The organism is Streptomyces sp. NBC_01335 (genome assembly GCF_035953295.1).
In the GTDB taxonomy this organism is placed as follows: domain Bacteria; phylum Actinomycetota; class Actinomycetes; order Streptomycetales; family Streptomycetaceae; genus Streptomyces.
This window is the reverse complement of record NZ_CP108370.1, coordinates 7,521,998-7,548,307: the sequence shown is the minus strand read 5'-3', so window position 1 is coordinate 7,548,307 and position 26,310 is coordinate 7,521,998. Positions and strand designations below refer to the sequence as shown.

General features: G+C 71.6%; 24 protein-coding genes. 13 read left to right on the top strand and 11 right to left on the bottom strand.

Annotation, left to right across the window (positions count from 1 at the left end; all coding sequences use genetic code 11):
• The first annotated feature begins 26 nt into the window (after positions 1-26).
• The 4 genes from OG599_RS31985 (at position 27) to OG599_RS31970 (ending at position 3,923) form a co-directional block, all read left to right on the top strand.
• Positions 27-1,301: a PP2C family protein-serine/threonine phosphatase gene (locus OG599_RS31985; RefSeq protein WP_442809615.1), complete on the top strand. Its 1,275-nt coding sequence runs from the start codon at positions 27-29 to the stop codon at positions 1,299-1,301.
• A complete protein-coding gene (locus tag OG599_RS31980; protein ID WP_327179447.1) occupies positions 1,294-2,919 on the top strand; it encodes a sensor histidine kinase in 1,626 nt (541 codons plus the stop codon). Before OG599_RS31985 ends, OG599_RS31980 begins: the two co-directional genes overlap by 8 nt.
• Positions 2,916-3,359, top strand: coding sequence for a response regulator (locus OG599_RS31975; RefSeq protein WP_327179446.1), 444 nt, complete (start codon positions 2,916-2,918; stop codon positions 3,357-3,359). The genes OG599_RS31980 and OG599_RS31975 overlap by 4 nt, the downstream gene beginning before the upstream one ends.
• A 108-nt stretch (positions 3,360-3,467) precedes the next feature.
• Complete coding sequence (locus tag OG599_RS31970) at positions 3,468-3,923, top strand: ATP-binding protein (protein ID WP_327180264.1); 456 nt, start codon at positions 3,468-3,470, stop codon at positions 3,921-3,923.
• A gap of 141 nt (positions 3,924-4,064) precedes the next feature.
• On the opposite strand, the gene glgC is transcribed toward OG599_RS31970, so the two are convergent.
• Positions 4,065-5,282 (bottom strand): glucose-1-phosphate adenylyltransferase, encoded by a 1,218-nt coding sequence (gene glgC / locus OG599_RS31965; protein ID WP_327179445.1) that lies wholly within the window; start codon positions 5,280-5,282, stop codon positions 4,065-4,067.
• Positions 5,283-5,325: 43 nt separating this feature from the next.
• The gene (glgA, locus tag OG599_RS31960) at positions 5,326-6,495 is read right to left on the bottom strand and encodes a glycogen synthase (RefSeq protein ID WP_327179444.1); all 1,170 of its coding nucleotides are present in this window, start codon (positions 6,493-6,495) and stop codon (positions 5,326-5,328) included.
• Between the two features lie 214 nt (positions 6,496-6,709).
• Between glgA and OG599_RS31955 the strand changes: the two genes are divergently transcribed.
• Complete coding sequence (locus tag OG599_RS31955; RefSeq protein ID WP_327179443.1) at positions 6,710-7,819, top strand: DMT family transporter; 1,110 nt, start codon at positions 6,710-6,712, stop codon at positions 7,817-7,819.
• Here the strand turns inward: OG599_RS31955 and OG599_RS31950 are convergent.
• The 3 genes from OG599_RS31950 to OG599_RS31940 all read right to left on the bottom strand — a co-directional run bounded on the left by OG599_RS31950 (position 7,809) and on the right by OG599_RS31940 (position 11,695).
• Positions 7,809-9,101: a peptidoglycan DD-metalloendopeptidase family protein gene (locus OG599_RS31950; protein ID WP_327179442.1), complete on the bottom strand. Its 1,293-nt coding sequence runs from the start codon at positions 9,099-9,101 to the stop codon at positions 7,809-7,811. The genes OG599_RS31955 and OG599_RS31950 overlap by 11 nt on opposite strands.
• A 211-nt stretch (positions 9,102-9,312) precedes the next feature.
• Positions 9,313-10,686 carry an FAD-dependent oxidoreductase gene (locus OG599_RS31945; protein WP_327179441.1) on the bottom strand — a complete coding sequence of 458 codons (1,374 nt, stop codon included), beginning with the start codon at positions 10,684-10,686 and terminating at the stop codon, positions 9,313-9,315.
• A 163-nt stretch (positions 10,687-10,849) separates the two neighbouring features.
• Complete coding sequence (locus tag OG599_RS31940) at positions 10,850-11,695, bottom strand: class I SAM-dependent methyltransferase (RefSeq protein ID WP_327179440.1); 846 nt, start codon at positions 11,693-11,695, stop codon at positions 10,850-10,852.
• 72 nt (positions 11,696-11,767) lie between these two features.
• On the opposite strand from OG599_RS31940, the gene OG599_RS31935 reads away from it, so the two are divergent.
• Entirely contained in the window at positions 11,768-12,370 is a 603-nt protein-coding gene (locus tag OG599_RS31935; protein WP_327179439.1) for a TetR/AcrR family transcriptional regulator, read from the top strand.
• Positions 12,371-12,404: 34 nt separating this feature from the next.
• Here OG599_RS31935 and OG599_RS31930 read toward each other — a convergent pair whose 3' ends face one another.
• From OG599_RS31930 to OG599_RS31920, 3 genes are all read right to left on the bottom strand, one after another.
• Complete coding sequence (locus tag OG599_RS31930) at positions 12,405-12,965, bottom strand: GNAT family N-acetyltransferase (RefSeq protein ID WP_327179438.1); 561 nt, start codon at positions 12,963-12,965, stop codon at positions 12,405-12,407.
• 545 nt (positions 12,966-13,510) lie between these two features.
• Positions 13,511-13,954: a GNAT family N-acetyltransferase gene (locus OG599_RS31925; RefSeq protein ID WP_327180263.1), complete on the bottom strand. Its 444-nt coding sequence runs from the start codon at positions 13,952-13,954 to the stop codon at positions 13,511-13,513.
• A gap of 207 nt (positions 13,955-14,161) precedes the next feature.
• Positions 14,162-15,517, bottom strand: coding sequence for an ROK family transcriptional regulator (locus tag OG599_RS31920; RefSeq protein ID WP_327179437.1), 1,356 nt, complete (start codon positions 15,515-15,517; stop codon positions 14,162-14,164).
• 142 nt (positions 15,518-15,659) lie between these two features.
• Here OG599_RS31920 and OG599_RS31915 point away from each other — a divergent pair, with 142 nt between their 5' ends.
• Genes OG599_RS31915 through OG599_RS31900 form a run of 4 tightly spaced genes read left to right on the top strand, consistent with a single transcriptional unit; the run spans position 15,660 to position 20,241 of the window.
• Positions 15,660-16,973, top strand: coding sequence for an ABC transporter substrate-binding protein (locus OG599_RS31915; RefSeq protein ID WP_327179436.1), 1,314 nt, complete (start codon positions 15,660-15,662; stop codon positions 16,971-16,973).
• A gap of 10 nt (positions 16,974-16,983) precedes the next feature.
• Entirely contained in the window at positions 16,984-17,994 is a 1,011-nt protein-coding gene (locus tag OG599_RS31910; protein ID WP_327179435.1) for a carbohydrate ABC transporter permease, read from the top strand.
• 28 nt (positions 17,995-18,022) lie between these two features.
• Positions 18,023-18,862 (top strand): carbohydrate ABC transporter permease, encoded by an 840-nt coding sequence (locus OG599_RS31905; RefSeq protein ID WP_327180262.1) that lies wholly within the window; start codon positions 18,023-18,025, stop codon positions 18,860-18,862.
• Between the two features lie 20 nt (positions 18,863-18,882).
• Complete coding sequence (locus tag OG599_RS31900; RefSeq protein WP_327180261.1) at positions 18,883-20,241, top strand: GH1 family beta-glucosidase; 1,359 nt, start codon at positions 18,883-18,885, stop codon at positions 20,239-20,241.
• Between the two features lie 151 nt (positions 20,242-20,392).
• Here the strand turns inward: OG599_RS31900 and OG599_RS31895 are convergent, their stop codons facing one another.
• The 3 genes from OG599_RS31895 to OG599_RS31885 form a co-directional block, all read right to left on the bottom strand.
• Positions 20,393-21,553: a S1 family peptidase gene (locus OG599_RS31895; RefSeq protein ID WP_327179434.1), complete on the bottom strand. Its 1,161-nt coding sequence runs from the start codon at positions 21,551-21,553 to the stop codon at positions 20,393-20,395.
• A 329-nt stretch (positions 21,554-21,882) separates the two neighbouring features.
• Complete coding sequence (locus OG599_RS31890) at positions 21,883-22,479, bottom strand: DinB family protein (protein ID WP_327179433.1); 597 nt, start codon at positions 22,477-22,479, stop codon at positions 21,883-21,885.
• 92 nt (positions 22,480-22,571) lie between these two features.
• Positions 22,572-22,859: a carboxylesterase family protein gene (locus OG599_RS31885; RefSeq protein ID WP_442809613.1), complete on the bottom strand. Its 288-nt coding sequence runs from the start codon at positions 22,857-22,859 to the stop codon at positions 22,572-22,574.
• Between the two features lie 322 nt (positions 22,860-23,181).
• Between OG599_RS31885 and OG599_RS31880 the strand changes: the two genes are divergently transcribed.
• From OG599_RS31880 to gndA, 3 genes are all read left to right on the top strand, one after another.
• Complete coding sequence (locus tag OG599_RS31880) at positions 23,182-23,562, top strand: hypothetical protein (RefSeq protein WP_327179431.1); 381 nt, start codon at positions 23,182-23,184, stop codon at positions 23,560-23,562.
• Positions 23,563-24,121: 559 nt separating this feature from the next.
• Positions 24,122-24,685 carry a DUF5709 domain-containing protein gene (locus OG599_RS31875; RefSeq protein ID WP_327179430.1) on the top strand — a complete coding sequence of 188 codons (564 nt, stop codon included), beginning with the start codon at positions 24,122-24,124 and terminating at the stop codon, positions 24,683-24,685.
• 125 nt (positions 24,686-24,810) lie between these two features.
• Positions 24,811-26,265 carry an NADP-dependent phosphogluconate dehydrogenase gene (gene gndA, locus OG599_RS31870; RefSeq protein ID WP_327179429.1) on the top strand — a complete coding sequence of 485 codons (1,455 nt, stop codon included), beginning with the start codon at positions 24,811-24,813 and terminating at the stop codon, positions 26,263-26,265.
• The last annotated feature ends 45 nt before the right edge of the window (positions 26,266-26,310 follow it).

Sequence of the window (26,310 nt, the reverse complement as noted above, 5' to 3'; positions counted from 1 at the left end):
GCGCCTTCCTTACGAGGGGGTGGAGTGTGACCGAGCTGCCCACGAGGGGTGTGCCGGTCCGTCAGGCGGGACCCGCCGCGGTTCCCGCGCAGCAGAAGACGGCCGTCGCGGCCGCGAACGGCTCCGTATGGGGCGTGGACGCGGTGATCCTTCTGGTGGAGGACGATGCCGGGGACGCCCTCCTGGTCGAGGAGATGCTCTCCGACAGCGACCTCGACCCCTCGCTCACCTGGTGCAAGACGCTGGCGGAGGCACGACAGTTCCTGCGGACCTGCCGCACCCCCGTCTGTGTGTTGCTCGATCTGCACCTTCCCGACGTGCACGGGCTCGACGCCGTGACGCAGATCGTGGAGGCGTCCAGCGACGCGGCCATCGTGGTGCTGACCGGACTGACGGAGGCGGGTACCGGGCTCTCGGCCGTGGCCAACGGTGCCCAGGACTACCTGGCCAAGGGCCGGCTCGATCCGGAGACGCTGGGCCGCGCGATCCGGTACGCCCTCCAGCGCAAGCAGGTGGAGCGGGCCGCGGCGGCGCTGCGGGCCAACCAGCAGATGGCCCAGGAGAACGCCCGCCTGGAACGGGGTCTGCTGCCGGTGCCGCTGCTGCGTGACGACCGTTTCGAGGCGGTGGCCCGCTACGAACCGGGGCGGGTCCACGCGCTGCTGAGCGGTGACTTCTACGACGTGGTGCAGACCGCGGACGGAACGGTGCACGCGGTCATAGGGGACGTGTCGGGCCACGGCGCGGCCGAGGCCGCGCTCGGGGTCTGTCTGCGGGTGGCCTGGCGTACCGCGGTGCTCTGCGGCACCAGCCCGCTCGACCAGACCAATCTCCTGGAGGAGATACTGGTGGCGGAGCGTTCCGACCCGCACCTCTTCGCGACGGTGACCACGCTCACCTTCCCGCCGGACGGAAGCCGGGTGGGCATCGTGCGCGCCGGGCACCCGGGTCTGCTGCTGCGCCAGGGCAGCGAGATCTCCTGGGTGGAGCCCGAGACCGGCATGGCGCTCGGGCTGCTGCCGGGGGCGCGGCACTGGTCGGAGAGCGAGCTGACGCTGGGCCCGGACAGCAGTCTGGTGCTCTTCACGGACGGTCTCTTCGAGGGGCGTACCGGCCCCGACAGCCGCCTCGGTGAGGAAGGGCTCCTCGCGATGGCGCAGGGCTGTTCGGAGCTGGCGGCCCGGCCGTTCATCGACGCCCTCGTGGCGGGGGCCACGGCCGGGGCCGCGCCCTTCGGCGGGCTCGCGGACGACGTGGCCGTACTGCATCTGAGCTGGGAAAAGGTGGAAAACAATGGCTGATCCCCAGGGGAAGCCCATACGCGCTGGAGGCGCCTCACGGTTGTCGGTGCAGAGCTGGGTCCACCTCATCCTGGGTGGCTTCGTCGTCGTGGTCGTCACGTGTCTGGTCATCGGCGCGGTCGTCCTCAACGAGATGTCGGCGCGGACGACGGAGCTGGTCGACCGGGTCCAGCCGGCGCGCTCCGCCTCCTTCCAGCTCCAGAACGCGCTGCTCAACCAGGAGACCGGTGTCCGGGGCTTCGTACTCACCGGCGACGACTCGTTCCTCGAACCGTTCAGACAGGGTCAGCGCGACGAGAAGGAGCGGCTGGCCCGGGTGCGGGAGCTGGTCGGGTCCGAGCAGCCGTACGCCGGTGACCTGGACCGGATCGCCGCGGCGGCCGAGAAGTGGCGCACCTCGCAGGCCGAACCGCTGATCGGAGCGGTGCGGGCCAGCGGCCCCACCGGTGAGGCGTCGGCGCCGCTGCTCCAGAGCAAAAAGGAGTTCGACGGGCTGCGCGCTCTCTACGGCGCCCAGCAGGACCACCTGGACGAGGCCCGTGACCACGCCCGTGACCAGTTGGACGACGCCCGCGCGACCCGTGACCGGGTGCTCCTGGCGCTGATCGCGGGGTTCCTCGCCTCCGTGGTGGCACTGAGCCTGCTCTTCCACCGGGTGGTCGGCAGGCCGCTGAACCGGTTGCGCGCCGCCTCGGACGAGGTCAGGTCGGGGACGTACGAGGGGAAGATCGACGTGCGCGGGCCCTCGGACGTGCGGTCGGTGGCGACGGCCGTCGAGTCCATGCGGGTCCGGCTGGTGGACGAGCTCGCGGAGTCGCGGAGCCGGGAGACCCTGCTCGCCGAGCAGACGGAGGAGCTGCGGCGTTCCAACGCGGAGCTGGAGCAGTTCGCGTACGTCGCCTCGCACGACCTCCAGGAGCCGCTGCGGAAGGTGGCGTCCTTCTGCCAGCTGCTGGAGAAGCGGTACGGCGACGAGCTGGACGCGCGTGGCAAGCAGTACATCGACTTCGCGGTGGACGGCGCGAAGCGGATGCAGGTCCTCATCAACGACCTGCTCACCTTCTCGCGGGTGGGCCGGGTGCACGAGAGCTGGCAGCCGGTGGACATGGAGCGCGGGCTCGACCGCGCGCTGGCCAATCTGACGCTGGCGATCGAGGACGCGGACGCGGAGGTCGTCCGGGACGATGCCCTGCCGGAGGTGCTCGGCGACTCCACGACGCTGGCGATGGTGTGGCAGAACCTGATCGGCAACGCGGTGAAGTTCCGCCGCGCGGACGTTCCCTGCCGGATCGAGGTGGGGTGTGTCCGCGAGGACGAGGTGTGGCACTTCACGGTGGCGGACAACGGCATCGGCATCGCGCCGGAGTTCGCGGACAAGGTGTTCATCATCTTCCAGCGGCTGCACGCCAGGGACGCCTACGACGGCACCGGCATCGGGCTCTCCCTCTGCCGCAAGATCATCGAGTTCCACGGGGGCCGGATCTGGCTGGACCCGGAGCCGGTTGAGGGTACGCTGATCCACTTCACCCTGCCCGTCAGCCCGGATGCCCCCACGCACACCACGGCGGAGCTCCTGGCTCCCGCCCTGCTCGCCGCCCCGTCGGGAGATGCCACGTGACCAGTTCCGTACAGCCCATCGAGGTCCTCCTGGTGGAGGACGACCCCGGTGACGAGCTCATGACGCGCGAGGCGTTCGAGGACAACAAGATCCGCAACACCCTGCACGTGGTGCGCGACGGGCAGGAGGCGCTGGACTTCCTCTACCGGCGCGGCCCGCACGCGGGGGCTCCCCGGCCGGACCTGATCCTGCTCGACCTGAACCTGCCGAAGTACGACGGCCGCCAGGTGCTGGAGCAGATCAAGAGCGACGCGGAGCTGGCCACGATCCCGGTGGTGGTGCTGACCACGTCCTCCGCCGAGGAGGACATCCTGCGCAGCTACAAACTGCACGCCAACGCCTATGTCACCAAGCCGGTCGACCTGGACCAGTTCATCGCGGCGGTCCGCCAGATCGACGACTTCTTCGTGACGGTGGTGCGCCTTCCCGGGCGTACATGAGCCCGTCGGCGGTTTTCCGGATTCAGCAGGAGTGGGATGCCCCGGCCGGGGTAGACGGCTCCCGTGACAACGACTCTCACCTCCCCCGCCGGGCCCTGGCTGGAGCACATGAACGAACAGGCCGCTTCGTTGCCGGACCTACCCGGACCTGGCATTCCCTGCACCGACGTACTCCTCACGGCGGAGGTGTTCGACGGTGAGCCCGGGTGCATCGCGCAGGCGCGCGCCCTGGCGGACCGGTTCCTGACCCGGCTCGCGGCCGAGTGGTTCGCCCCGCTCGGCGCCCACACCCGCAGCGATCTGATGCTGACGGTCAGCGAGCTGGTCACCAACGCGGACCGCTACAGCCACGGCCCGTACCTCCTGGAGCTGGAGGGCACCGCCGAGAGCGTGAGTGTGACGGTCTACGACAGCAGCACCGCGCTGCCGGTGCTGTACTCCCCCGACCCTTCGCGGCTCGGCGGGCACGGCATGGAGATCGTGGTGGCGCTCTGCGACCAGGTGACGGCGGAGGCGGTCCCGGTGGGCAAGCGGATCCGGGCCGAGTTCCGGCTCGGTTCCTGAACCTCGGATCCGGAAGAGCCTCGGCTCCGAAGAACCTCAGCCCCGAAAGAGCCTCGGCTCCGCGAAGCCTCGGCCCTGGACCGGCGGGCTCGGCCCGGACGCGCCGGGCCGCTCCTCACCCTCAGCGCACCGGCCTCACCCTCAGCGCACCGGCTGGCCCTTTCCGAGGGCGATGACACCGTTGCCGGAGACCGTGTAGAACTCCCGGTCCCGCTCCGGGTTGACGCCGATCGCCGCGCCGGGAGGCACGTCGACGTTCTTGTCGAGGATCGCCCCCCGCACGATGGCCCCGCGTCCCACCCGCACGTTGTCGTGCAGCACCGACCCCTGGACGACGGCCCCCTCGGCGACGACGACGCCGGGTGAGAGGACCGACCGGGAGACCTGGCCGCGGATCACGCAGCCGGGGCTGATGACCGACTCGCTCGCGATCCCGCCGGCCACGATTCTCGCGGGCGGCAGCGGACCGGCGTGGGTGTAGATGGGCCAGCGACGGTTGTCGAGGCTGAAGGCCGGCCGGTCGGAGAGCAGGTCCATGTGGGCGTCGTAGTAGGCGTCGAGCGTGCCCACGTCACGCCAGTAGCCGTGTTGTACGGACGTCTCGCCGGGCACGCGGTTCTCGTCGAAGTCGTAGACCTGGGCCTGTCCGCGCGCGGTGAGCATCGGCAGGATCGAGCCGCCCATGTCGTGGACCGAGTGCGGGTCCTCGGCGTCCCGGTGCAACGCGTCCACCAGGACCTTCGTGGTGAAGAGGTAGTTGCCCATGGAGGCGAAGACCCGGTCGGGGTCGCCCGGCAGGCCGGGCGGGTCGGTGGGCTTCTCCAGGAATCTCTCGACCTGGGTGCCGTCGGTGCCGGGCGTGATGACGCCGAACGCGGACGCCTCCGCGCGCGGCACCTTGATCCCGGCGACGGTGACGCCCGCCCCGTTGTCGATGTGCTTGGCCAGCATCTGGCGCGGGTCCATGCGGTAGACGTGGTCGGCGCCGAACACGGCCACGTAGTCCGGCTGTTCGTCGTGGACCAGGTTGAGCGACTGGAGGATGGCGTCGGCGCTCCCCAAGTACCAGCGTGGGCCCAGCCGTTGCTGCGCGGGCACCGGTGTGACGTAGTTGCCCAGCAGGCTGGACATCCGCCAGGTCGTGGAGACGTGCCGGTCCAGCGAGTGCGACTTGTACTGGGTCAGTACGCAGATGCGCAGCACGTCCGCGTTGACCAGGCTGGACAGGACGAAGTCGACCAGCCGGTACGTACCTCCGAACGTCACCGCCGGTTTGGCCCGGTCGGCGGTGAGCGGCATCAGCCGCTTGCCCTCCCCTCCCGCGAGTACGATTCCGAGCACCGAAGGTCCACCGCGCATCGCCGCCCCTTTGTCCGACCTCCACCGGCGCCTTTGCCGGTGGTCACTCACCTGCCGCGCAGATCTCCCGGTACAGCTCCGCGGTGCGGCCGGCCACCCGGTCCCACCCGAACTCCTCGACGGCGCGCCGCCGTCCGGCCGCGCCCATCCTCCGGGCCCCGGCGGGATCGCCGACCACTTCGTTCAAGGCCTGGGCGAGCCGCAGTTCGAACCGGTCCGGCTCCTTCTCGTCGTAGTGGACGAGTACCCCCGTGACCCCGTCTTCCACCACCTCGGGGATACCGCCGACGGCGGAGGCGACCACGGGGGTACCGCACGCCATCGCCTCCAGGTTGACGATGCCGAGCGGCTCGTACACCGAGGGGCAGACGAACACCGCCGCATGGGTGAGGAGTTGGACGATGTCGGGCCGGTCGAGCATCTGCGGGATCCAGTGCACGCCCTTGCGGCCGGCGTCGAGTTCCTCGTACGCGAGGCGGAACTCCTCGGCGAGTTCGGGGGTGTCGGCGGCTCCGGCGCACAACACCAGCTGGGTGCCCGGCTCCAGGAGGCGCGCGGCGCGCAGCAGGTGCGGGACGCCCTTCTGGCGGGTGATGCGCCCGACGAACAGGACGTACGGCCGGTCCGGGTCGATGCCGAGCCGGGCGAGGACGTCCGTGCCGGGGTCGGGGGCGTAGAGGCTGGTGTCGATGCCGTTGTGGATGACCCGCACCCTGGCCGCGTCGAGCTCCGGGTAGCAGGCGAGGATGTCGTCGCGCATGCCGTGCGACACCGCGACGACCGCGTCGGCGGAGGCGAGGGCGGTGCGCTCGGCCCACCCGGAGAGGGCGTATCCGCCGCCGAGCTGCTCGGCCTTCCAGGGACGCAGGGGTTCCAGCGAGTGGCAGGTGACCACGTGCGGGACGCCGTGCTGGAGCTTGGCGAGGTGGCCGGCGAGGTTGGTGTACCAGGTGTGCGAGTGGACCAGGTCGCGGTCGCCGAGGGCGGCGGCCATCGACAGGTCCACGGAGAGCGCCCGCAGCGCGTCGTTGGCGTCGGCCGGGAGTGCCGGGCGGTGCCAGTGCACGCCGTCCTCCCGCCCGTCGGGTTCACCCCAGGCGTGCACGGCGAGATCGACCAGTGGCCGTAGTTCGCGCGCCAGGAACTCGACGTGCACGCCGGCGCCGCCGTACACGCCGGGGGGGTACTCGCGGGTGAGCAGTCCGACCCTCATGCCTTGATGGTCACTCACGCGGCGCCTGTGCGAAAGACCCCGTCACGTTGCGGGTACACGGCGTGGCGGTGCGGATCTTCTCCGGCGGCCTCGGAGAAGGAGGGCTACCGTCGAAGGAAGGACGTCGCACACCTGCCCGTACTACGGAGGCAGTACGCCGGATCGCCCCCTCTGGGACGACGACTCGGCGGCTCGCAAAGGACATCGTGGTCCCATGAGTTCCCTCGTGTTTTCGGTGCTGCTGTCCCTGGTCTCCGCGGTCGCCTACGCGGCCGGGGCGATCGTGCAGGAGCGAGTGGCCTCCGGCGGGGACCGGCGCTCGTACGCGCCGTTGCGCAACGCCGCCTGGTGGGCCGCCGTGGGGCTCAACGGCGCGGGGGCGCTGCTGCACGTGGTGGCGCTGGCGTACGGCCCGCTGAGCCTCGTCCAGCCGCTCGGGGCGCTGACGATCGTCTTCGCGCTGCCGATGGCGGCGCTCTTCGTCGGGCGGGCGGCGGGGCGCACCGCGTGGCGTGGGGCCGTCATGGCGACGGTGGGACTCGCCGGACTGCTGGCGCTCACCGGGAGCGCCGAATCGCACGCGCTGGGTGGTGCCGAGCAACTGCTGCTGGCGACCGCGACCTTCGGGGCGGTCGCGGTGCTCTTCCTGGCGGGTCAGGGGCTGGGGCGTGTTTCGGACGCCGCCGGACAGGCGGGACCTTCGACGCGCGCCCCCGGGGCGCAGCGTCCGATGCTGCGCAGTGTGGTGCTGGCGACGGGTGCGGGGGTGGCGTTCGGGATGGCCTCGGTGTTCACCAAGACGGTGGCCGTCGAGTGGACCTCGGGCGCGCTCGGTGAGGGGCTGCCGTCGCTGCTGGTGATCGCGGTGTTCGCCGGCGCGGGGCTGCTGCTCTCGCAGGCGGCGTACCGGGGGGCGGGGCTGACCGCGCCGCTGGCCACGGTGACGGTGGTGAACCCGGTGGTGGCGGCGGTCGTCGGGCTCACGCTCTTCGGGGAGCACTTCCGCTTCGGGCCGGTGGGCACCGTGCTGGCGCTGGCGAGCGGTGCGCTGGCGGCGGCCGGGCTGGTGCTGCTGACGACTCAGCGGCTGGCCGCCGAGCGGCGGGACGACCGGCCCGTCGGGGAGGCGGACGGGGCGGGCTCCGGGGCGACACGGCGCCGTACGCCCGGTCCCCGGAAGGGCGGGCGGGGCCGGGTGGCGCTGCCGGAGCCCGCCGAGGAGCCCGAACCGCCGGCCGCCGGGCCGGGCGGGGCCGAGCGGACGCGTACCCCGGCGGTGGGCGGGCCCTCTTCGGCCGCCCCCGGTAGTGGGCTCAGACCTTGACCCCGCCGGCCCTCAGGTAGGCGAGGGGGTTCACGTCGGAGCCGTAGCCGGGTCCGGTCCGGATCTCGAAGTGGAGGTGCGGGCCGGTGGCGTTGCCGGTGGAGCCGGAGCGGGCGATGCGTTGTCCGGCGGATACCTGCTGGCCGGCGCGCACGTTGAGGGCGGAGAGGTGGGCGTACTGGCTGTACTTGCCGTCGCCGTGGCGGATGACGATCTCGTACCCGTACGCGCCGGCCCAGCCCGCGGAGACGACGGTGCCCTTGGCGACGGCCTTCACCGAGGTGCCGGTGGCGACCGGGAAGTCGACGCCGGTGTGGTAGCCGCTGGCCCAGGAGCCGGACTGGTGGTACGGGGTGCCCAGGGACGCCTGGACGGGGGCGACCATGCCGACGGCCTTCGACGCCGGCTTGGCGGGGGCGGGCTTGGCCGCCGGCTTCGGCTGCGCGGGTTTGGCGGCCGCGGGTTTGGCGGCGGCCGGCTTCGAGGCCGCGGGCTTGGTGGCCGACGGCTTGGCGGCGGCGGGCTTCGCGTCCTGCTGTTTCGCGGTGCCGGTTGCCGCCCGTGCGGGCGCGAGGTCGAGCCGCTGGCCGGGGAGGATGAGATCGGGGTTCTCGCCGATGACCGTGCGGTTGGCGGTGTAGAGCCGCTGCCAGCCGCCCTGGAGCCGCTCGGAGGAGGCGATGGCGGAGAGCGAGTCGCCGCTCGCCACGGTGTAGGCCTCGCGCTTGCCCGGCACCGTGGTGGGGGTTGCGGCGGGGGTCTTCTTCGGTGTCTGCGTGGCCGTGGCGGCCGGGGTCTGCCGTGGCGCCTGCTTGGCCGTCTGCTCGACTGCCTGCTTCGCGGTGGCCGGTAACGCGGCGGGGCGGGTGCCCTGGGTCTGGGTGACCGTACCGGACCCCGCGTCGTCCCGCGTCAGCCCGGCCCGGTCGGAGCAGACCGGCCAGGCGCCGGGGCCCTGCCCGTCGAGGACCTTCTCGGCGATCGCGATCTGCTGGTCCTTGGTCGCGAGATCGGCGCGTGCGGCGAAGGCGGTACCTCCGTACGCGGCCCAGGTGGACCCGCTGAACTGGAGCCCGCCGTAATAGCCGTTGCCGTTGTTGATGTGCCAGTTGCTCGTCGACTCGCAGGCGGCGACCTTCTCCCACGTGTCCGTCGACGCGGCGTGGGCGGTGCCCGCCGTGATCAGCGGCAGGGCTATCCCGGCACCTCCCGCCGTCACCGTGAGCGACGCCCGGTTGATCCGGCTCGGCTGGTATCTGCGATGCCGTCCGTTCGCGGCCATGATGCGGCTCCCCCGCTGGCAGGTGGACACAGTTCAGGCGTCAACTTAGGTGCGCACAAAGGCTCGTGACAAGTGCGCGGCCGCACCGGCATCCCCGCCGGGGCCCGGCTCCACGGCCCGGGACCCGCCCTCCGGGGGTCTGACCAGGGCCGCGAGGAGGGGGCGGTCGCGGTACGGGCCGTGATCGGCGAGAAGAGCCACCGATCGACGATCAGCCGGGGACGACCGCGTTCCACTCCTCCCGGGTGGGCCCGTCGTGCCGGGGCGTGAAGTCGGGGCGGGCGGCCAGCCAGGCGCCCACGTGCCGCTCCACCTCTGCGGTGCCGTAGGCCTCGTGGGGATGGAGGAGGAGGTGGCGCACCTGAGCCCGGGCCCGCATCACGACGGGGTCCTCGAAGGCGCAGGCGGCGCGGGCGGCGGCCCAGCGGTCGGCGTGAGGTGAACCCACCGCGAGGCGTTGCCCGTTGGCCCGGTCGGCGGCCACCTGCCCGTCGAACCACGGGCGGAGGGCCTGATTCGTCCAGGCGTGGTAGCCGGCGGGGTCGGCGGCGATCCGGTCGGCGTGGGCGGCGAGGTACTGGGCGGCGCGCAGGCCGAGGGCCGTTCCCTGGCCCAGGGTGGGGTTGGTGTGGACGAGGCTGTCCCCGACGCCGACCAGGCCGGTGGCGACGGGGCCGTACTCGTCGGCGAGGGCCGTCCAGCGGTTGTCCAGGCCCGCCATCGCCAGGACGTCCGACTGCGGTACGGGAGCCAGGGCGAGCCAGGCGTCGAGGGCGGGGAAGAGACGGGCCGCGGCCTCGAAGACGGCGGGATCGGTGAGCGCGCCGCGGGCCGGATCGCCGGTGGAGAGCACCAGGTTCACCGCGAGGGTCCCGTTGTCGGAGGGGAAGACCCCGGCGAGCGCGAACGGTGCGGCCGAGCCGGTCTTCACCCGTCCGGGGTCGCCCGGTCCGTCGGGCCGCAGCCGGTACCAGCGGCAGAGGTAGGCGATCCCCGCGCGGTGACTTTCGGCCACGGGTGGGCGGCAGCCGGCCCCGGTCAGCCAGCCGGGCACCCGCGAGCGCCGGCCGGACGCGTCGACGACGAGGTCCGCCCGGTGCGCCTCGTCTCCCACCCGTACGCCGGTGACCCGGGCGGGTCGGCCCGCCTCGACGGTGAGGCCGTGCACCCGGCAGCCCGACCGCACTTGGACGCCGGGTTCCCGCCGCACGGCCGCGAGCAGGGCGGCCTCCAGCACGATGCGGCGGGTGCGCAGGGTGACCAGCTCCTCGTCGCCGGGACGGTACGGGGGACGCTCGTCGAACCAGTCGAACTCGTGGTACTCCCGGGCCCCGCGCGCCAGCAGGTCGGCGTAGACGTCGGGGGTCTCGGCGCGCAGCACCGTGCGCACGGGTGCGAGGAGGGCGTGGGGTTGGTCCGCCTGCGGGACCCGGGGTCTGCGCCAGTGGAAGAAGTCCTGGTCCAGGTCGCCGCCGGCCTGTCGGGCCTCCTGCTCGAAGAGCGTGACCGGGTGGCCGCGCCGGCCGAGCATGAGCGCCGCCCCCAGGCCGCCGATCCCCGCCCCGATCACCGCGACCCGTGCCATGTGCGCCCCCTCGCGTCCCCGTGCTCGTACCCGTTCGCGTTCCCGTTCCCCTGCCTTGGCCCCTGCCCCTGCCCCTACCTCTGCCCCTGCCCCTGCCCCTACCCCTACCTCTGCCTCTGGCTCTGGCTCTGCCTCTGCCTCTGCCTCTGGCTCTGGCCTCTGCTCAGGAGGCTGCGGCGCGCACGGCGGTCGCGGCCAGGGTGGTGTACTCCATCGTGAAGCGTCCACCCAGGGAGTCGATGGCACTCCCGACCGCTTCCAGTACCTCGGCAAGCTGATCGGGTGCGAGCCGGGTGAGGCCTCCGGTGGTGGGGAGCAGATCAAGCCATTGTTCGCGCGTGTAGGACCGCTCCCAGTCGAAGCGCCACTGCTCGGCATCCTCGAACTCTCCGGTCTCCCGGATCGTGTCGGCGAGCTTCGCGTAGGCCGCCTGGTAGTGACCGAGCGGACGCCGGGCCGGCCGGCCGCCGAACGGGGAGTCGGGGGCCGCCCGCCGGAGGGCCTCGGCCAGCGGTTCCGCCACCTCGGCCGGCGGCTCGTACACATGCCCGAAGATCGCCAGCCGTCCCCCTGGCCGGAGCACACGGGCCGCTTTCACGGCGCCCGCGACGGGATCCACCCAGTGCCACGACTGGGCGGCGACGACCGCGTCGAAGGTCCGGCCGCCCGGCTGCCACTCCTCGAAGGTGGCCACCTCGACCCGCAGGCCACGCGCTCGCGCGAACTCTGCCATCCGCGCATCGGGCTCGACGCCGAGCACCTCGCAGCCGGCCGCCTGGAACTGGCGGGCCGCGATGCCGGTACCGCAGCCGACGTCCAGCACGTCGTGGACGTCGGACCCGGGGGTCCCGGGGATCCCGGCGGCGATCCGCGTCACCAGTGCGTCGGGATAGCCGGGCCGGGCCCGGTCGTAGCCTTGCGCGTCCGCACCGAACGACTCGGCCATCCGCCGGGCCTGATGCATCGCCACGTGGGGCGGTTCGGGCTGCTCCCGCGATAGTGTGGGCATGTGCCCACTTTAATGGGCGCACGCCCACTCGACAACGGGTTCCGAGGGGCCGACGTACGAGAGGATCCGTGAGTGCCGACCGGGGTGCACCTTCGCGACGCGCGACAGCAGCTGTTCGAGGCCGCCGAAAGCGTGCTGCTGCGGGACGGGCCGAACGGGCTGACCAGCCGGGCCGTCACCGACGAGGCGGGATGCGCCAAAGGCGTCCTGCACCGGCACTTCGCCGACTTCGACGCCTTCCTCACCGACCTGGTGCTCGACCGGGCCGCACAGGTGGAGCGGCAGGCGGACGTGCTGCGCGGGTCCGTCGGCACGGGCACGGTGGCCGGCAACCTCACCAGTGCGCTGACCACCCTGTTCGGGCCGGTTCCGTTGGCGATCATCCCGCTCATCACCTTCCGGGACGAGCTGCGGGCACGGCTGCGGCACGCCCGGCCCGGAGGCGGCATCGCGATCCTCGCCGAGGCCACGACCGCGATCTCCGGCTACCTGGCCGACGAGCGGGAACGGGGCCGCATCGCGGCAGACGCCGACATCGACTCGCTCACCCTCTCCCTGGTCGGCGGCGGGCACCTCCTCTTCGCGGACCGCGACCCCGGTCCGCCGGCCACGGCGGCCGTCAGCAGGCTCGTGACCGCGGTCGTCGCGGACGCCGTGGGCAGGCGACCGGCTTGAGGAAACCGCCGCGATCGCTGTCGAAGGGCGACTTCTACGGGTGCCGCTCCCACGTGGTCCGGGTGAGTTCGTACTCGACTTCGCCGTGCTCGGAGCCTTCGATCGCCTCCGGCCAGTCCCCGGTGAAGCAGCGGAGGAACGACAGGCCCGCCTTCTCCATCACGCGCCGGGATCTCGCGTTGACCGCCATGGTGTTCGCGGTCACCCGCTCCACCCCGAGAGCCGTGAAGCCCTCGCGGATCAGCGCCCGTGCTCCCTCGGTGGCGTAGCCACTGCCCCAGGCGGCCCTGTTCAGCCGGTAGCCGAGTTCCGCCACTGCGGCGTCGTGGTCGTCCAGGGGGCGGAATTCGAACCAGCCCAGGAAGACGCCGGTGTCCTTCTCTTCCGCGGCCCAGTAGCCGCGGGTCTGGAAGCACGGGTGGTCGTGGAGGAGCCTGGGCAGGGTCTGCGCCTGGATCACCTCGCGGCTCGTGGGCCGCCCGCCGTTGATGAAGCGCATGACGTCGGGTTCGTTGTCCAGTGCGAGCACGTGGTCGGTGTCGGCCTCGGTGAACGCGCGCAGCACGAGCCGGTCGGTCGCCAGGAAAGTGTTCACGCCGCGATCTTCACCACCGGCAGCCGGGACCGCCACCGGATATGCGCGGCAGCCCGCAGAGGAACAGGCGTACGCACCACCTCGGTCACGGCGGCGGGTTGGCTCCCTGGATGGCCGGGGGCTCGGTCATGACACGGCCTCGGTGCATCGGACCAGGATGCCGGTCTCGGAAGCGGGCGCCGGAGCGGACCAGGGCGGCGAGGTGGACGCCCTGCATCGCACGTCGGGGATCCTGGGCTGACTCGACGAACATGGACACCGCCACGCGGGCAGTCGACCTGGACACTCCGGACAACTTCCTTCCGCTGTTTCGGCATTCCGAGTACGGGCTGGGCAAGCATGCTTCTCGCGGCAGGACCGCCCGTGCCGGGTGATCCGCTCGGCTCGGTCATCGTGCGCGTCTCCGCGGAAGGCGACGGCGTCCTCGCCGATCCCGCCGGCCGCCAGGAGAACGTCCGGGGCTCTGCCCGCCTGCTGGTGCGGCTGGGTGAGCCGGACGCAGGAGTCCACCTGGGGCGACGAGCAGGGTTGTCGTCCGGGACGGATCACCGGAGCGCGAGTTTGAACCCCTCGTGGCTGCGCGCGAACCCCAGTGCGGTGTAGAAGCGGTGCGCGTTCTCGCGCTGCTTGCTGCTGGTCAGCTGGATCAGCGCGCAGCCCCGCGCGCGTGCCCGGGCGGCCGCGAGTTCCATCAGGGTGCGGCCGAGCCCGCCGCCGCGCCGGTCCGCGCGGATCCGTACCGCTTCGACCAGGGCACGCTCGGCGCCGCCCTTGCCGAGTCCCGGGATGTACGTGGCCTGGAGGCACCCCACCACCGTGCCGTCGTCCTCCACCAGGACCAGCATCTCGTTGCGCGGGTCCGTGTCGATCGCGGCGAAGGCGCGCTCGTACGCATCCGTCACCACGACCGACGCCGGGTCCACCACGCGTTCCTCGTCGGCGAGCAGAGCCAGTACGGCGGGCAGGTCGACGCGGGTCGCGGGGCGCAGAACGGGAGAGAGAGCGGGCTCGGACACGGACCCATCGGACCCGGACGCGGACGCAGCGGCCTCGGACTCAGGGGAAGGAGACATGGCACAGACCCTAACCGGCCCCCGACCGCGGAACTTCGCGCCCCCGGTCCGGTGATCACGGCCCGGGCGGGCGCCCAACGGGTTCGACCCGACCTGGCCGGAGAACTCCAACGTCCTTCCGGTTCACACCCCTTCGGCCACCACCGCCCTGGCCCGCACCGCGTCCGCCGGGGTACGGGCGGGGCCGGCCGGGGCGTCGGGGGCGGGAAGTGGGGTGGGGCGGCTGCCGCCGCGGGCGAGGAAGTCGGAGAGGGGCAGGGTGGCCGCGCCGACGGTGACGGCGTCCGGGCCCAGCCGGCCCATCTCGATGGTGACGCGGGCGGCGGCGTGGCGGAGCGCGTACTCCTCGGCGTAACGGCGGATCGCGGGAAGGAGGTGGGGGCCGATGAGGAGTCCCGCCCATCCGCCGAGCAGGATGCGCTGGGGCAGGAAGAGGTTGACGAGGTCGGCGAGTGCGGCACCGAGGCATTCGGCGGTCTCGTCGAGCAGGGCCACCGCGACGGGGTCGGGGTCCGCGCCGCCGGGCGGCGGGTAGGCGGCGGCGAGGAGGGCGGCGAGCGCCGCTTCGTCGTCGGTGTCCTCGGGGAGCGGTCCGCCGGCCTCGTACCAGCGTTCGCGCATCGCCTCGCCGCCGGCGTACGCCTCCAAGCAGCCGATGGAGCCGCAGCGGCATCGGCGTCCCCTCAACTGGACGGTGGTGTGGCCCCATTCGAGGGGGACGCTGACGCGGTTCTCGTCGAGGACACCGCCCCGGTTCACGCAGGCGCCGACGCCGGAGCCGATGAGGGCGATGGCGGCGGCGTCCGCGCCGCGGCCGCCGCCGAACCACATCTCGGCCTGCCCGAGCGTCTTGGCACCGTTGTCGATGAAGAACGGCACCTCGGGCGGGATGTCGACGGCCTCGCGCAGCAGCCGCTCGAAGGGAACGGCCCGCCAGCCGATGGTCTGCCCGTGCACGACCGCCCCTGGCCCGTCGGGGCCGTCGCTCCCCGAGGGGTGGGGGCGTTCGATGATGCCGGGAACACCGATGCCGATGCCGAGCAGCCGGTGCGCGTCGGCGCCCGCGTCGGCGAGGACGTCGGCGACGGCGGCCCGCACATGGGCCACGATGCGCTCGACGTCGTACCCGTGCTGCGCCAGCGGCCGTTCGGTGCGGGCCAGTTCGGTGAGAGCGAGGTCGAACAGCTCGACGCGCACCCGGGTTTCGCCGATGTCGATCCCGATCAGCAGGCCGCCCGCGGGCGCCACCCGGAGGAGGGTGCGCGGCCGCCCGCCGTCCGAGTCGACTATGCCAGCCTCTTCGAGGACCCCCTCCGCGACGAGTTCGGCGACGACGTTGCTGATGGAACCTGAACTCAGCCCGGTGGCCGGGGCGAGCTCCTGGCGGCTCAGCGGGCCGTCGAAATACAACCGTTGCAATACCCTTGCCCGGTTGCCCCGTCGCAGGTCACGCACGGTCCGTCTGTTGCGCTCGGCCATGTTGCTCCCTTCCTTCCGGCAACATACCCCGGTCCAACCCCTTGACGCGACCTTCCTTCAGCTCTTAGATCACGGCATAAATTAAGTCATGGAGGCCGTTCGGTTCCCGAACGCAGCCATCCCCGGAAAGGGGCCATCCCGTATGCGCAACATCAGAGCCGCCGCAGCCGCCACCCTCGCGATCTCCATCGCCGCCGGAGTCACCGGCTGCGGAGGCGGGTCCTCCTCGGGCGGCGGAAGCAACGAGTCGCCCAAGACGCTCACGTACTGGGCCTCGAACCAGGGCCCGAACATCGAGGCGGACAAGAAGACCCTCACCCCCGAGCTGAAGAAGTTCGAGGAGCAGACCGGCATCAAGGTGAAGCTGGAGGTCGTCCCCTGGGCCGACCTCCTCAACCGGATCCTCGCCGCCACCACCTCCGGTCAGGGCCCGGACGTGCTGAACATCGGCAACACCTGGTCCGCCTCGCTGCAGGCCTCGGGCGCCCTGCTGCCGTGGGACACGAAGAACTTCGACGCGATCGGCGGCCGGGACCGGTTCGTCGAGTCGGCGGTCGCCTCGGCCGGTGCGGCGGGTCAGGACCCCGCGGCCGTGCCGCTGTACTCGCTGTCGTACGCGCTCTACTACAACAAGAAGATGTTCGCGGACGCCGGCATCGCACAGCCGCCGAAGACCTGGGACGAACTGGTCGCGGACGGCAAGAAGCTGTCCAAGGACGGCAAGTGGGGTCTGGGCGCCGAGGGCGGCAACCTCTCCAACAACATCCACCAGGTGTTCGTCCTCGGCAAGCAGCACGGCGCCGACTTCTTCGACTCCTCGGGCAAGGCCACCTTCACCTCGGACGGTGCGGTCGCCGCCGTGAAGCAGTACGTCGACTTCATGGCCAAGGACAAGATCATCGCTCCGGGCAACGCGGAGTACGCGCAGAACCAGTCGCTCACCGACTTCGCCAAGGGCCGTACGGGGATGGTGCTGTGGCAGGCCGCCGCCTCCACCTTCGCCGCCCAGGGCATGAAGCCGGAGGACTGGGGCGTCGCCCCGGTGCCCGTCCCGTCCGGGACCCCGGGCCAGGACGCACAGACCAACTCGATGGTCGCCGGCATCAACATCGCGGTGTTCAAGAACACCAAGAACCTCGACGGCGCCAAGAAGTTCGTCAAGTTCATGACCAGCGACGAGGAGCAGAAGCTCCTCAACAAGACCTACGGGGCGATCCCGCCGGTCAAGGTGGCCCAGGCCGACGACGCGTTCGGCGCGCCGGACCTCTCGGTCCTGCGCGACACGCTGAGCAAGAGCGCGGCGCCGCTCCCCCAGGTGCCGAACGAGTCCCAGTTCGAGACGGCCGTGGGCACCGCGGTCAAGGACCTGTGGGCCGACGCCGCGGCGGGCAAGCCGGTGACCACCGAGACCGTCAAGGCGGCCCTCGAAAAGGCCCAGCAGACCATGGGGCAGTGAGGCACCGACCATGACTTCCACCGTGACCGCCGACCCCCGGGTCGGTAAGTCGGACAGCGGTGGGGGCCGGGGCACCGGGGGTGCGCGCAGGAGACTGCCGCGCATCCCCGACCGGATCCGCAACGGCGGACTGCCCTATCTCCTGCTCCTCCCGGCGATCCTGCTCGAACTGCTCGTCCACCTGATCCCGATGATCGTCGGGATCGTGATGAGCTTCCGCCAGCTCACCCAGTTCTTCATCAGCAACTGGGGCAACGCGCCCTGGACGGGCCTGGACAACTACAGCGTCGCCGTCGACTTCGACGCCCCCATCGGCAAGGCGCTGCTCCACTCCTTCTTCGTCACCTGCGCCTTCACCTTCTTCGCCGTCGGGCTGTCCTGGCTGTTCGGCGTGGCCGCCGCGATCATGCTCCAGGAGAACTTCCGGGGCCGCGGCGTACTGCGGGCGATCTTCCTCGTCCCGTACGCGCTGCCGGTCTACGCGGCCGTCATCACCTGGGCGTTCATGTTCCAGCGGGACAACGGCCTGGTGAACCACGTCCTGCACGACCAGCTCGGCATCACCGACCAGCCGTCCTTCTGGCTGATCGGCGACAACAGCTTCATCGCGCTGCTGGTCGTCTCGGTCTGGAAGGGCTGGCCCTTCGCCCTCCTCATCCTGATGGCGGGGCTCCAGAACATCCCGAACGAGCTGTACGAGGCCGCCTCCATCGACGGGGCCGGCATCTGGCAGCAGATCCGCAAGATCACCCTGCCCTCGCTGCGGCCGGTCAACCAGGTGCTCGTGCTGGTCCTGTTCCTCTGGACCTTCAACGACTTCAACACGCCGTTCGTGCTCTTCGGCCGCGCGGCACCCGAGAACGCGGACCTCATCTCGCTGCACATCTACCAGTCGTCGTTCGTCACCTGGAACTTCGGCACCGGCTCGGCGATGTCCGTGCTCCTCCTGCTCTTCCTGCTGCTGGTGACGGCCGTCTACCTGCTGCTGACCTCACGCGGAAGGAAGGGCTCCGGTGTCTAGCGCCACCACGCACAAGCGCCGTTCACCGATGGCGGCCCCGGCGTCCTTCGTGTGGACCCGGCGGATCATCCTGACCCTGCTGGCCGGTTTCGTCCTGCTGCCCGTGTACGTCATGGTCAGCAGCTCGCTCAAGCCGCTCCAGGACGTGTCCGGCAAGTTCCAGTGGATACCGTCGGGCCTGACCGTCCGCCCGTACTTCGACATCTGGAAGACCGTCCCGCTCGCGAAGTACTTCGCCAACTCGCTGATCGTGGCGGGCGCGGCCACGGTCGCCTCGGTGATCATCGCCGTGTTCTCGGCGTACGCGGTGAGCCGCTACGCCTTCCGGGGCAAGCGGGTCTTCACCATCACGGTGCTCTCCACCCAGATGTTCCCCGGCATCCTCTTCCTGCTGCCGCTGTTCCTCATCTACGTGAACATCGGCAACAGCACCGGGATCGCCCTGTACGGCTCGCGCGGCGGGCTCATCCTCACCTACCTGACGTTCTCGCTCCCCTTCTCCATCTGGATGCTGATCGGGTACTTCGACTCCATCCCGAAGGATCTGGACGAGGCCGCCAAGGTGGACGGCTGCGGTCCCCTCGGCGCACTGTTCCGGGTCGTCGTCCCGGCGGCCGTGCCGGGCATCGTCGCCGTCGCCGTGTACGCGTTCATGACGGCGTGGGGCGAGGTGCTCTTCGCCTCCGTGATGACGAACGACACGACCAGAACACTCGCCGTCGGGCTCCAGGGGTATGCGACCCAGAACGACGTCTACTGGAACCAGGTGATGGCGGCTTCGCTCGTCGTCAGCGTCCCGGTCGTCGCCGGGTTCCTCCTGCTGCAGCGTTACCTCGTCGCCGGCCTCACGGCAGGCGCTGTCAAGTGACCATCTCAGAAAGGCAGTCCGTGAACGACCTCAACTCCCTCCCGGCCGATTTCACCTGGGGAGTGGCCACCGCCTCGTACCAGATCGAGGGAGCCGTCGCGGAGGACGGCCGTTCCCCCTCCATCTGGGACACCTTCTCCCACACCCCCGGAAAGGTGGCGGGCGGCGACACCGGCGACGTGGCCTGCGACCACTACCACCGGGTGCCCGAGGACATCGGCCTGATCAAGGAGGTCGGCGCGGGCGCGTACCGCTTCTCGCTGGCCTGGCCGCGCATCGTCCCCGGCGGTGACGGCCCGGTCAACAAGAAGGGCCTGGACTTCTACGACCGACTGGTGGACGGACTCCTGGGCAACGGGATCACCCCCTTCGCCACGCTCTACCACTGGGACCTCCCGCAGGTCCTGCAGGACCGCGGCGGCTGGACGGTCCGCGAGACCGCCGAGCACTTCGCGGCGTACACCTCCGCCGTCGTCGAGCGCCTCGGTGACCGCGTCAAGGACTGGGCGACCCTCAACGAGCCGCTCTGCTCGGCGTGGATCGGCCACCTGGAAGGCAAGATGGCGCCGGGTCTGACCGACATCACGGCCGCCGTCCGCGCCTCGTACCACCTCCACCTCGGCCACGGCCTCGCCGTGCAGGCGATCCGGGCCGCCTCCCCGGGCGCCCGGGTCGGCATCGTCAACAACCTCTCCCCGATCGAGCCGGCGAGCGACAGCCCCGCCGACATCGCGGCGGCCGTCCGCGCCGACGGTCACACCAACCGCTGGTGGCTCGACCCGATCCACGGCCGCGGCTACCCGCAGGACATGCTCGACCTGTACGGAGTCGAACTCCCGATCCAGCCGGGAGACTTGGAGACCATCGCCGCCCCGCTCGACTGGCTGGGCCTGAACTACTACTTCCGTCAGATCGTCACCGCCGACGAGTCGGGCCCCGTCCCGCACGCCCGGCAGGTCCCGGTGCCCGGCGCCCCCGTCACGTACATGGACTGGGAGGTCCACGCGGAGGGCCTGGAGCAGCTGCTGCTCCGCCTGACCGAGGAGTACGGCGCGACCAAGATCTACGTCACCGAGAACGGTTCGGCCTACCAGGACACGGTCGCGGCGGACGGTTCGGTCCACGACCCGGAGCGCACCCAGTACCTGGAGCAGCACCTGGCCGCCTGCGGCCGGGCGGTCGCCAAGGGGGCTCCGCTCGCCGGGTACTTCGCGTGGTCGCTGCTCGACAACTTCGAGTGGGCCTACGGGTACGACAAGCGATTCGGGCTGGTTCACGTCGATTACGACACCCAGCGCCGTACGGTGAAGACCAGTGGGCGCCGCTACGCGGAGATCGTCCGCGAGCAGTCCTCCGGGCGAGTGGCGGACTCCGCCTGACGCCACTCCTCCGGGAGCAAGCCCCGGCCGTGCGACGGCTTTCCGTCGCACGGCCGGGGCCTTGTCGTTTTCTCCGGGTTACCGATGGCCCACGGTGAGTGTCGGGCGGTGGCGGCCCTCACGCGGTGTGAGCGTCAGGCCGTGGCGACCATCAGGCGGTGGTGAGCGTCAGGCCGTAGTGGCTGAGGATCTCGTTGATCGGCTGGTACCAGGTCTCGCCGCCGCTGGTGCAGTTGCCCCAGCCGCCGGAGGTGACGCCCTGGGCCTGGTCGCCGCTGATGAACGAGCCGCCGGAGTCGCCTCCTTCGGCGCAGACGTTGGTCTTCGTCATCTGGTACACCGCGCCCTGGCTGTAGTTGACCGTCTCGTTCTTGGCGAGCACGGTGCCGCAGTGCCAGTGGGTGGTGGAGCCGGAGCGGCAGATGGAGGCGCCGACCGGGGCTTCGGCGGATCCGCGTACCAGTTGGTCGGAGACGGTGCCCCAGCCGAGGACCACCGGCACCGTCCACCAGCCGTTGGCGACGTTCACCCAGGCGTAGTCGTCGCCGGGGAAGGTCGATCCCTGGAAGTTGCCGATGGCCGATCCGTCCCAGCCCCGGACCGCCGCGCCGGCCCCCGAGCAGTGCCCGGCGGTGACGAACCCGCCGTTCACCGAGAAGCCGATGGAGCAGCGGACGTTGCCGGTGTAGTAGGGGTCGCCGCCCACCGTTCCGGCGGCCAACGTCTGCGGTTTTGCTGCTGCCTGACGTACCGTCACAGGTCCTGCGGTGCGGGCCTCGGCCAGGAAGGAGCGGACTTCCTGGTCGTTCGCCGAGGCGGCGGCGACCTCCACGACGACGGACCCGGCCTCCGGGTCGACGTGCCAGCTCGCGACGCCGTCGGGCGCATTGAGCGCGTCGATGGCCGACTTGGCCCGGTCGAGGGAGCGTTGGGTGTGCGGGACGAGCTTGGTGTCGGCGCCGGTCGCTCGCACGGCTGCGGCGGCCTTCGCGTCGGTGACTCCGACGGTCAGCCTGCCGGCCCCGGCGTCGAACCAGGACCCTCCGTACGAGGCCCCGGCGGCGCGGCGGGCGGCCGGCTCCTGGGCGGTGGCGGTCTTCTCCGCGGCGAGCCTGGCCTTGGCCTGCGCGGGCGTCAGCCCGAGGTCCTTGGTCATGGCGGCGAGCAGTCCGGCCGAGGCGGGTTGCGAGGCGGCGGCGCTCGTGGGGGGAGCGGCGTCGGCCGCCGACGCCGGGGCCGGGCCGATCGTCGCCCAGGCGCCGACGACGAGGAGCGCGGACAGGCCGGCGCGCAGGATTGTCAGATGTTTCAAGGCAGTGCCCCTTCTGGTGTTCCGGTGCGTGGGGGTGGAACAGGAGGCGTCCGCGAGCGCTCGCGGGGTAACCGACTGAGAGCGCTCTCAGTGCGGCACGCGACGACCCTAACGCAGCAAAATGGTCAGGTCCATGCCAAGTACGGGATTCGAGTCCTCACCTGCTCACCTCAACGCTTCGAAGAATGGCGGATGTTGACCCATCGAGGCGGGGCGGCGGTGCGCGTCGGCACGGCAGTCGGCGCCCCCCGCGCACGGCGACTGCGTACGGGGCGGCTACGCACGGGCGACCGCGTACGGGCGGCTGTGTACCGGCGACCGCTCCCGGCTCAGCCCCGGTCGGAGCGGAACGCCGTCGCGGTCCGCTCCAGGCGGTCCACGTACCCCTTCCACCAGATGGCGTCACCTTCGGGGAGGTTGTCCCCCTGGGACCTGTAGCCGACGCCTCCGTCGATGAGCTCCCGGACGATGTCGGCGTGGCCGGCGTGGCGATGGGTCTCGATGGTCACGTGCACGAGGATCTGGTGGAGCGTCACCTCGCGCTTCGCCTCGGACCACCACGGCACGGTGCCGGGTGCGTCGAGGGGCAGCGCGGCGATGGTGGCGTCCGAGTGGCGCCACACGCGCCGGTAACGGGCGACGACCTCCTCGCGGCTCTCGTCCTCGGTCGCCCACATGTCGGCGTTGTCCTCGGCTCCGTCGTCGAGCCACGGGAAGGGCTCCTCGGAGGGCCTTTGGAAGGTGTCGCCGAAATAGCCCAGTTCGACCCCCGAGAGATGTTTGACCAGGCCCAGCAGGTTGGTGCCGGTCGGCGTCAGAGGGCGACGGGCGTCGTATTCCGAGAGCCCCTCCAGCTTCAGCAGAAGGGCGTCGCGTGCTTCTTGGAGGTAGGACTGCAGATCGTCCTTGGGCTGTGATCGACTCATCCCGGGAGTCTCGCACCCCGCAGTGACACCGCATCGCGCCGAAGCACGGATCCGCCCGGCAAGGGCGCCTGTCCGGCGTCACGTTCAGGGGGTCAGGAGCGGCAGCCCCGCCGCGCGCCAGAGCGCGCGCACCCCTCTTGCGTACGACTCCCGTTCCGGGGTGGGCCCCCGGCCGCAAGTTCGGCCGATTGCGGGGCGACCGGCCCGAAGGTGAGGCAGGGGCGGACGCCGGTCCATTCCGCCACCGGCCGGGGCCCCCGGAACCGGCGGGGGCCGAACGGTGGTGCCGCGTACGGGATGCCGAGCACGGCCGTGACGAGGGGAACCCACCTGGCCGGCCTGCCCCGCACCGCACCGGGCCTCGTCGTGAACACGTCCACCGGCACTCCCCCTGCCGCCACCCGGCCGTCCACCGGGCCGGGGCCCCATCGTGCCGACGAGAGCGGGGCGGGCGCCAACACCGGAGTTGGGGCGTTTGACGCGGCTGCGATGTGAATGGGTGCGGCACCACTCCCCTCCGGCCGGGGGGGAACACCCGGAGGGGGTGCCGCACGCCTCGCTGCCTGCGAGTCGGCGGACAAGCCCTCCGCCCTCGCCACCGGCCACCAACGTGGAGCACAGGAGCAGGAGTTGACGGGAAGCCGAGAAGCACATTAGCTTGAACGTGTTCAAATTTGAACACGTTCAAGTCCGGAGGTACTCATGGGAAGCCAGCCGGTTCGCACGGGACAGTCCGTGCTCGCCTTCGTCGCGGCGGCGGCCGCGATTCCCGCTCTGGCCATCGGCCTGCCGACCGGGCTGGCGGCGACCTTCCTGCTCACGGCCCTGCCGGTGGCCGTCCCCCTCATGCTGCGCAACGACCCCCGTCCCTTCGCGTGGGCGTCCCTCGTGGTCGGATCGGGCCTGCTCGCCTGGGCGGTGGTGGGTGTCCTGCTGGGGATGTTCCTGTTCGTGCCCACGGCGCTGATGCTGCTGGCAGCCGCCTTCCTGGACGCGGACACCCGGCCGGGTGCCCTCTGGCTGATCGCCGTCGTGGGCGCCCCGGCGGTAGGCGGGCTCCTGCTCTGCGGCACGTACGGCTGACTCCTGCTCTGTGGCTCGTACGGCTTCTGACCCGTCGGGCACGTTCGAGCCGCTGGTCCGGGCGGTCGGCCCGCCGCGAAGGCGTACGGCCGCACCCCCGTCCGCCCTGCCGTGGCGGCGGGCGGCCGGGCCCCCGATCCTTGAAGGGGAGGACCGAGACGGCCGTCGGCAGAGGAAGGCCGTCCCCTCCGATCACTGTGTTCCTCCGATTCGGGCCGCGTCGACCCGGTGCGCGGGGATGCACTCCGCGCCTCTCGCATCACGCCTCGGGCGGACTTCGCCCGTGGCGCCGGAGCGTCCCGAGTGGCGGGAACGGCTCGGAGGGTGTGGCCCCCGGCAGGGCCCCCTCGAAGGCCGCGCAGAGCCTCCGCCAAGGGGTACGCGGGGCCTCCGCCGAGGGCTGCGCGGGACGCTTCGGAGGCCGCGTTCCGGGCATACGCGCCTCCGGGGCGCCGTCACCCCGGCGCCTGCGGAGATCTTCCCTTTGCGGCGGGCGCGTGACCGGAGTGCAATTGCGGCAGGGGAAGGTACGGCTCCGCCATCGGCGAGAGGACACGCAATGAGCGACACCGACCGGGGGGACGACGTCTATCAGCCCCAGCCGGAGGAGGCGTCCGACCCCGACGAACAGCTGGACATCGAGGACACCCTCGTGGACTCCGACCTCAGCGACGCCCTGGACGAGGGGTACTCGCCGCCCGAGCGGCCGTGGGCCGTGGACGACGTGGGGACCACCGGGTCCGAGCAGCACGACGGGGAGTCGCTCGACAGCAGGCTCTCCCGCGAGCTTCCGGAGGTGGCCGCGAGCGACGGCGACGGAGCCGGGGACCTGTCCGACGGTGAGGGCGAGCCGTGGGACGACGAGGTGGGTACGGACCGTGCCGGCAGGATCACCCAGCAGGCGGACGGGACCGTACCGGCCACGCTCACCGCGAGCGACGTCGGTGTCGACGGTGCTGCGGCCTCCGCCGAGGAGGCGGCCATGCACGTCGTCCCCGATGAGGAGCCGTGGCTCCCCGAGTGGGACCCGGCTACCCCGCCCGACTCCGGTCCGGACGCCGTCGGCGCCGAGTCCGCCACCGGCCCCGCCGCCTCCGAGGACGATCCGGCCCGCGCGCGCTGACCTCCGGCACGTACGCGTCCGTGGGCACCGCCCCGGCAGGCCGCCGGGAGACCGGCGGCCCGGCCTCAGAACCCCGGGACGACCACTCCCGGACATCCACCCCCGAGACAGCCAGGAGCACCCCCATGACCGGCACCACCCCGACCGGCACCGCTCAGATCGGCGTGACAGGACTCGCGGTGATGGGCCGCAACCTCGCCCGGAACTTCGCCCGCAACGGTCTCACCGTCGCCGTGCACAATCGCACGACCGCGAAGACCGACGCCCTGGTGGACGAGTTCGGCGGCGAGGGGGACTTCGTCGCCGCGCGCTCGCCGCAGGAGTTCGTCGACGCCCTGGAGCGGCCCCGGCGGCTGGTCGTCATGGTGAAGGCGGGTGAGCCCACGGACGCCGTGATCCAGGAGTTCGCGCCCCTGCTGGAGAAGGGCGACGTCATCATCGACGGCGGCAACGCCCATTTCGAGGACACCCGGCGCCGCGAGAAGGAGCTGCGCGAGCGCGGGCTGCACTTCGTCGGCACGGGCATCTCCGGCGGTGAGGAGGGCGCGCTGAACGGGCCGAGCATCATGCCGGGCGGTTCGGCGGAGTCGTACGAGTCGCTGGGACCGCTGCTGGAGAAGATCGCGGCGCGTGCCGAGGACGGCACACCGTGCACCACCCACATCGGCCCGGACGGCGCGGGGCACTTCGTGAAGATGGTGCATAACGGCATCGAGTATGCGGACATGCAGCTCATCTCCGAGGCATACCACCTGCTCCGCGCCGTGGCCGGGTACTCCCCCGCGCAGATCGCGGACATCTTCCGCACCTGGAACACCGGGCGCCTGGGCTCCTACCTCATCGAGATCACCGCTGAGGTGCTCTCACACGTCGATGCGGCGACCGGCAAGCCCTTCGTGGACGTCGTGCTCGACCAGGCGGAGCAGAAGGGCACCGGCCGCTGGACCGTGCAGATCGCCCTCGACCTGGGCGTTCCCGTCTCGGGTATCGCCGAGGCCGTCTTCGCGCGCTCCGTCTCCGGCCACGCCGGTCTCCGGGACGCCTCACGTACCCTCGCGGGTCCGACCGCCCGCAAGCTGGGTGAGGACGAGGCGGCTGCCTTCGCCGACCAGGTCGAGCAGGCCCTGTACGCATCGAAGATCGTCGCCTACACGCAGGGCTTCCACGAGATCTCGGCCGGCAGCGAGGAGTACGACTGGGACATCGACCTGGGCAGGGTCGCCTCGATCTGGCGCGGCGGATGCATCATCCGGGCCGCGTTCCTCGACAGGATCACCAGCGCCTACGAGGCCCAGCCCCGGATGCCGAGCCTCCTCTCCGACAAGAGCTTCGCCGAAGAGATCGCCAGCGCCCAGGACGACTGGCGCCACGTGATCGCCACCGCAGTCACCCAGGGCGTCCCCACCCCCGCCTTCGCCGCCACCCTCGCCTACTACGACTCCCTGCGCGCCGAACGCCTGCCCGCCGCCCTCACCCAGGGCCAGCGCGACTACTTCGGCGCACACACCTACCACCGCACCGACCGGGACGGCACCTTCCACACCCTCTGGGGCGGCGACAAGACCGAAGTCGAAAGCTGACCAACCACCCGCGAGAGCCGACACCGGAGCGGAATCGCCCCAGAG